The organism is Nocardioides sp. (genome assembly GCF_025964975.1).
Lineage (GTDB): Bacteria > Actinomycetota > Actinomycetes > Propionibacteriales > Nocardioidaceae > Nocardioides.
Genome location: NZ_JAOPXV010000195.1, coordinates 1 through 5,457 on the forward strand (window position 1 = coordinate 1; position 5,457 = coordinate 5,457).

At 69.6% G+C, this 5,457-nt stretch carries 5 protein-coding genes and 1 pseudogene; 3 read left to right on the forward strand and 3 right to left on the reverse strand.

The annotated features are described in order from the left end of the window. Together JWN68_RS15255 and JWN68_RS15260 are read left to right on the forward strand one after the other, a co-directional pair. A pseudogene (locus tag JWN68_RS15255) lies at positions 1–672 on the forward strand (hypothetical protein); the annotation flags it as partial. Further along, the gene (locus JWN68_RS15260; protein ID WP_297740413.1) at positions 672–1,721 is read left to right on the forward strand and encodes a sulfite exporter TauE/SafE family protein; all 1,050 of its coding nucleotides are present in this window, start codon (positions 672–674) and stop codon (positions 1,719–1,721) included. The pseudogene JWN68_RS15255 and the gene JWN68_RS15260, both read left to right, overlap by 1 nt. Before the next feature lie 91 nt (positions 1,722–1,812). On the opposite strand, the gene JWN68_RS15265 is transcribed toward JWN68_RS15260, so the two are convergent. The 3 genes from JWN68_RS15265 to JWN68_RS15275 form a co-directional block, all read right to left on the reverse strand. Beyond that, a complete protein-coding gene (locus JWN68_RS15265; RefSeq protein WP_297740416.1) occupies positions 1,813–2,637 on the reverse strand; it encodes a 3-keto-5-aminohexanoate cleavage protein in 825 nt (274 codons plus the stop codon). A gap of 3 nt (positions 2,638–2,640) precedes the next feature. Then, positions 2,641–3,873: an ornithine--oxo-acid transaminase gene (gene rocD / locus JWN68_RS15270; protein ID WP_297740418.1), complete on the reverse strand. Its 1,233-nt coding sequence runs from the start codon at positions 3,871–3,873 to the stop codon at positions 2,641–2,643. 66 nt (positions 3,874–3,939) lie between these two features. Next, positions 3,940–4,596 (reverse strand): glycoside hydrolase family 16 protein, encoded by a 657-nt coding sequence (locus JWN68_RS15275; RefSeq protein WP_297740419.1) that lies wholly within the window; start codon positions 4,594–4,596, stop codon positions 3,940–3,942. 300 nt (positions 4,597–4,896) lie between these two features. Here JWN68_RS15275 and cysD point away from each other — a divergent pair. Continuing rightward, on the forward strand, positions 4,897–5,457 hold a 561-nt coding region (cysD, locus tag JWN68_RS15280; RefSeq protein ID WP_297740421.1), incomplete at its 3' end, for a sulfate adenylyltransferase subunit CysD.

Sequence of the window (5,457 nt, forward strand, 5' to 3'; positions counted from 1 at the left end):
GCCGACGTCGTCGACGCGTTGGCCGAGCGAGGCCACCTTGACCTTCGCGACTCGCTCTCCTCCTCCCTGGTCGACACGCTGGTCGACACGCCGGTCGACACGCCGGTCGACACGCCGGTCGAGACCGCACCCGAGCAGGCACCCGTCACCACCGACACCCGCCTCAACGTGCTCTTCGTCTGCACCGCCAACATCTGCCGCTCGCCCTTCATGGAGCAGACGGCCCGTGCGCTGGCGGGCGAGGCGAGGATCGCCTTCGCCAGCACCGGCACCCACGGCCTGGTCGGCCAGCCGATGAACCCGGCGATGGCCGCCACCATGGACGCGAGCGACCCCGAGTTCCGCAGCCAGGCGATGAGCCGCGACCTCGTCGGCTGGGCCGACCTGGTCCTCACGGCCGAGAGCTCCCACCGGTCCTTCGTGATGGAGGAGCACCCGCACGCGTTGCGCAAGGTGTTCACCCTGGGTCAGTTCGCCCGGGTCGCTCAGGCTGAGCCCGCCCTGCGGGGACGCGCGTTGATCGAGGCGGCCGGCAAGGGGCGTACCCCACCACTGCCCGAGGACGACATCGACGACCCCTACCGGCGCGGGGATGCGGCTGCCAGGGCCGCAGCGGGCAAGATGTCAACAATGTTGAGTGTCATTGTCGCAGCGCTGGGCGAGGAGGACTGATGGCCGACCTGATCACCATGACGGCCCTGTCGATCCTCGCGGCCGGGTTCTTCGTCGGCATCATCGTGGGCTTGACCGGGATGGGCGGCGGGGCCCTGATGACGCCGGCGCTGATCTTCCTCGGCGTCGGCGCACCAGCGGCGGTGATCACCGCAGACCTGACAGCCGCTGCGATCTACAAGACCGGCGGTGCGCTCGTGCACAGGCGCGAGGGTTCCCCCAACATGCAGCTCGCCAAGTGGCTGATGATCGGGTCCATCCCGATGGCGCTGCTCGGTCCCTACCTCGTGTCCTGGGTGGTCGACCCCGAAGACATCGACGACACCCTCAAGCTCTGCCTCGGCTTCGCCCTGCTCATCGCCGCTGCGACGTACGCCCTTCGCCTCTACATCAACCTGGTGCGCGTGCGGAGCGGCGGCCCGCAGGCCGACGACAACCCGCCCATCCGGCCCGTCGCGACCCTGCTCGTAGGCGCGCTCGGGGGGCTGCTCGTCGGCATCACCAGCGTCGGCTCCGGCTCCGTCATCATGATCGCGCTGCTCATGCTCTACCCCGGCCTCTCGGCGGTGAAGCTGGTCGGCACCGACCTTGTCCAGGCCGTCCCCCTCGTCATGGCGGCTGCCATCTCCAACATCTTCTTGCACGGCCTCGACTGGGGCATCCTGATCCCCCTGGTCATCGGCTCGGTGCCCGGGACCCTCCTCGGCGCCGCCATCGCCCCGCGCGTGCCGCAGTCCTTCATCCGGCGCGGCATCGTGGTGGTGCTCACCATGAGCGGCGTCGCGCTGCTCGACAAGGCGGGCTGGGCGCCGCTGGGCGCGGGCGAGGACGAGACGCACCCGATGCTGATCGGTGCCGTGGGCCTCGTCGTCCTGGCCCTGCTGCCCGTCGTGTGGGGCTTCATCCGCAAGTCGCAGGGACTCCCGATGTTCGGCTCCCCCACCATCGCGCAGCTCGAGGACCCCGACTACGCGCCCGGGTTCGTCGGGATGAAGCGCACCGACGGCACCGACAGCACCGACACCGGGCGGGCGCCCCCAGCGGGCTGACAGACTGCAGACCTCCGGCGGATTGACTTTTCGCTAGATCACTTCCTGCGGGTACGGCGCAGCGCGCCCGACCGACCTCGGGCAGCGGCCCTCAGTCCAACCCGAGCAGGGTGCGGCACTCGGCAGGAGTCATCGGCGTCCGCTGCGCGAGGCGACCCAGCTCCACGGCCCTCGACACGAGCTGGGCGTTGGACTCCACCGGCACGCCGCGACTGATGGTCAACACGTCCTCCATGCCGACGCGCAGGTGACCACCCATCGACAGCGACGCCATGGCCACCGACAGGGTGGAGCGACCGATCCCGGTGGCCGACCACGAGGTCACACCGGGAGGCAGGGCGGCGACGCCGGCGACCAGCGCAGGCGCCGTACCAGGCATCCCGCCGGGCACCCCCATGACGAAGTCGACGTGCACCTTGCCGCCCGCGGGGGGGCCGTACTTCGCGAGCAGCCGACCCAGGGAGTGGACGTGGCCGAGGTCGAAGAGCTCGAACTCCGGGGCGATGCCCCTCGACTGGGCGAGCTGGTAGAGCTCGGCCACGAACGGCCACGGGTTGAGGAAGACGTCGTCGCCGAAGTTGGTCGTCCCCATCGTCAGGCTGCAGGAGTCCGGCGCTGCGTCCAGCACCTTGAGCCGCTCCTCCAACGGGTCGTGCACCGACCCGCCGGTGGACAGCTGGACCACCAGGGAGGACGACGACCGCACGGCCGCCACCCACTCCCGCAGCAAGCCCTGGTCGAGCGTCGGCCGATGCTCCGCGTCGCGGACGTGGATGTGGATCATCGCCGCGCCGGCGGCCTCGCAGTCGGCGGCCGTGGCGGCCAGCTCCTCGGGCGTGGTCGGGAGCTGCGGACAGTCGGCCTTGGCCGTCTCGGCGCCGGTCGGTGCGACGGTGATCAGCAGGGGCTCAGCCATGGATCAGGCGCCCTGCTCCAGCGCGTCGGCCAACGCCGAGACGAGCACGTCGATGTCGTCGTGGCTCGCCACCAGGGGCGGAGCGAAGCGCACGGTGGAGCCGTGGGTGTCCTTGGCGAGCACTCCTCGCGCCATCAGCGCCTCGCTGACCTGGCGTCCGCTCATCAGCGCCGGGTCGACGTCGACGCCGGCCCACGCGCCCCGCACGCGCACGCCGACGAGGCCCTTGCCGATGAGGGCCCGCAGACCCACCTCGAGCCGCTCGCCGATCTCGCGCGAACGCTGCTGGAAGGTGCCTTCCTCGAGCATCGCCACGACCTCGGTGCCGATCGCGGCGGCGAGGGGGTTGCCGCCGAAGGTCGAGCCGTGGCTGCCGGGGGTGATCACGCCGAGGACGTCGCGGTTGGCGGCGATGGCCGAGACCGGGTAGAGCCCGCCCCCGAGGGCCTTGCCGAGGATGTAGATGTCGGGCACGACCGACTCGTGGTCGCACGCGAAGGTCTCGCCGGTACGAGCCAGGCCGGACTGGATCTCGTCGGCGATCATCAGGATGCCGCGCTCGGTGCACAGGGCGCGGAGGTCTCGCAAGAAGCCCTCGGGCGGAAGCACGACGCCGCCCTCACCCTGCACGGGCTCGAACAGGACGCCGACCACGGAGTCGTCGATCTGGGCCGCGATGGCGTCGATGTCGCCGTACGCCGCAGAGCGGAACCCACCCGTGAAGGGGGCGTAGCCCGTCGTGGCCACCGCGTCGTCGGAGAAGCTCACGATGGTGGTCGTGCGACCGTGAAAGTTGCCCCGCATGGTGATGATCGTGGCCGAGTCGGCGGGGACTCCCTTGACCTCGTAGCCCCAGCGGCGGGAGACCTTGATGGCCGTCTCGACCGCCTCGGCTCCGGAGTTCATCGGGAGGATCATGTCCTTGCCCGTCAGCCGGGTCAGGGCTCGGGCGAAGTCTCCGAGCTGGTCGTTGTAGAAGGCGCGACTGGTCAGCGTCAGCCGGGACAGCTGCTCGGTGGCGCGCGCCACCAGGCGAGGGTTGCTGTGGCCGAAGTTCAGCGCGGAGTAGCCGGCCAGGCAGTCGAGGTAGCGCTTGCCGTCGACGTCGGTGACCCAGGCTCCCTCACCGGAGGTGAGCACCACCGGCAGCGGGTGATAGTTGTGCGCCGCGTAGGCCTCGGTCGCCTCGATGTGGCGTGCGGTGGAGCTCACCTGATCGCTGGTAGTCGTCGTCATAGGCCCATCGAAGACCCCGCGCTCTGTGATGTCCAACTCACGGCCACGCGGCTCGCGGGCTCCGCGCTAGGACTGGCCCCAGACCCGGACCCAGTCGACCTGCGTGGTCTGCGGCAGCAGCGACATGTCCTTGATGTGCGCCAGCTCGTAGTCCGAGCTGAGCAGGCTCAGGATGACGTACTGCGAGATCCGGGAGATGCCCTCGCTCGTGCGGAAGGTCTCCTTGCCGTCGATGCGGAAGACGTAGGACGTGGGAGTCCACTCCACCGAGAAGACGTGGAACTGGTCGACCCAGCCGTCGCCGTACGTCTCCTGAGCGGGGATCACGCCGCCGTGCTTCACCTGCGCTCCGCTGCGGTAGTAGTAGATGGTGTCGGCCAGTCCCGGCGAGCCCGTGCCGAACCACTCGATGATGTCGATCTCGGCACCGCTGACCGACGGGTCAGCGCCCAGAGCGGTGGGGGCGTTGGGCTGCTCCCAGACGGGGGTCAGGGTCTCGCCGGCGAACTCGTCGCTGAAGATCGGCGCACCGGCCGAGGCGTACGGCGCAGTGAAGCTCACCCCACCGTCGGCCGCCTGCACCTGCTGCTGCACCGTGGCCCAGGACTTGCCGCTCTGCCGCTGCAGCAGGACCTGGCGACCTGGAACGGCCGGGCTGAAGTCGGCATCAAGGACGCTGAGCGCGGCCGACGCGGGCTCAGGGGTCACGCCGGTGGCCGCCATGGGGGCAGGACGCGCAACACCGCCGTCTGCGTGACCCTACCGGGACCTGCCTGGGACGCCCCCGTCACGCCCATCGTGGCAGCCAGCAAGGCGGCGGCGAGTGCTGAGGTCTCCGTGTGGCGCGATCGCCCCATGGGAGCTCGTCCTGTCGTGGAACGGTTGAAGTATCAAAAGGATAGGTTTGCACCGCCCCCCGGTCTATACATCATGTGCGTCGGTCTCGTGGACAGGCGAATTCGTCGCAGGCTGGCGCCTCGCTACGATGTGGGCTGCTGTCCCCCAGAGAGGCTCCTCCTGCGCATGACCAACACCCACGTCGACTACCAGCTGAGTCAGCTCGACCAGCTCGAGGCCGAGTCGATCCACATCTTCCGTGAGGTCGCCGCCGAGTTCGAGAAGCCGGTCCTGATGTTCTCAGGCGGCAAGGACTCCATCGTCATGCTTCGGCTGGCGGAGAAGGCGTTCTACCCAGCGAAGCTGCCCTTCCCGCTGCTCCAGGTCGACACCGGCCTCGACTTCGACGAGGTCCTCGCGACCCGAGACAGCTGGGTCAGCCGTCTCGGCGCGCGCATCCACATCGCCAGCGTCGAGGACGCGATCGCCAGTGGCATCGTCATCGACGACGGCAAGACCTCGCGCAACCGTCACCAGATCGGCACCCTGCTCCACGCCATCGAGGAGAACGGCTTCACCGCTGCCTTCGGTGGTGGTCGCCGCGACGAGGAGAAGGCCCGCGCCAAGGAGCGCGTCTACTCCCACCGCGACGAGTTCGGCCAGTGGGACCCGAAGATGCAGCGTCCCGAGCTGTGGAGCCTCTACAACGGCCGCATCCACGCCGGCGAGCACATGCGGGTCTTCCCG

Excerpts from the sequence above, each read along its gene's own strand:
- JWN68_RS15265 (WP_297740416.1), bottom strand. The coding sequence starts at position 2,637 with ATGGCTGAGCCCCTGCTGATCACCGTCGCACCGACCGGCGCCGAGACG.
- JWN68_RS15275 (WP_297740419.1), bottom strand. The coding sequence starts at position 4,596 with ATGGCGGCCACCGGCGTGACCCCTGAGCCCGCGTCGGCCGCGCTCAGC.
- JWN68_RS15260 (WP_297740413.1), top strand. The coding sequence starts at position 672 with ATGGCCGACCTGATCACCATGACGGCCCTGTCGATCCTCGCGGCCGGG.
- rocD (WP_297740418.1), bottom strand. The coding sequence starts at position 3,873 with ATGACGACGACTACCAGCGATCAGGTGAGCTCCACCGCACGCCACATC.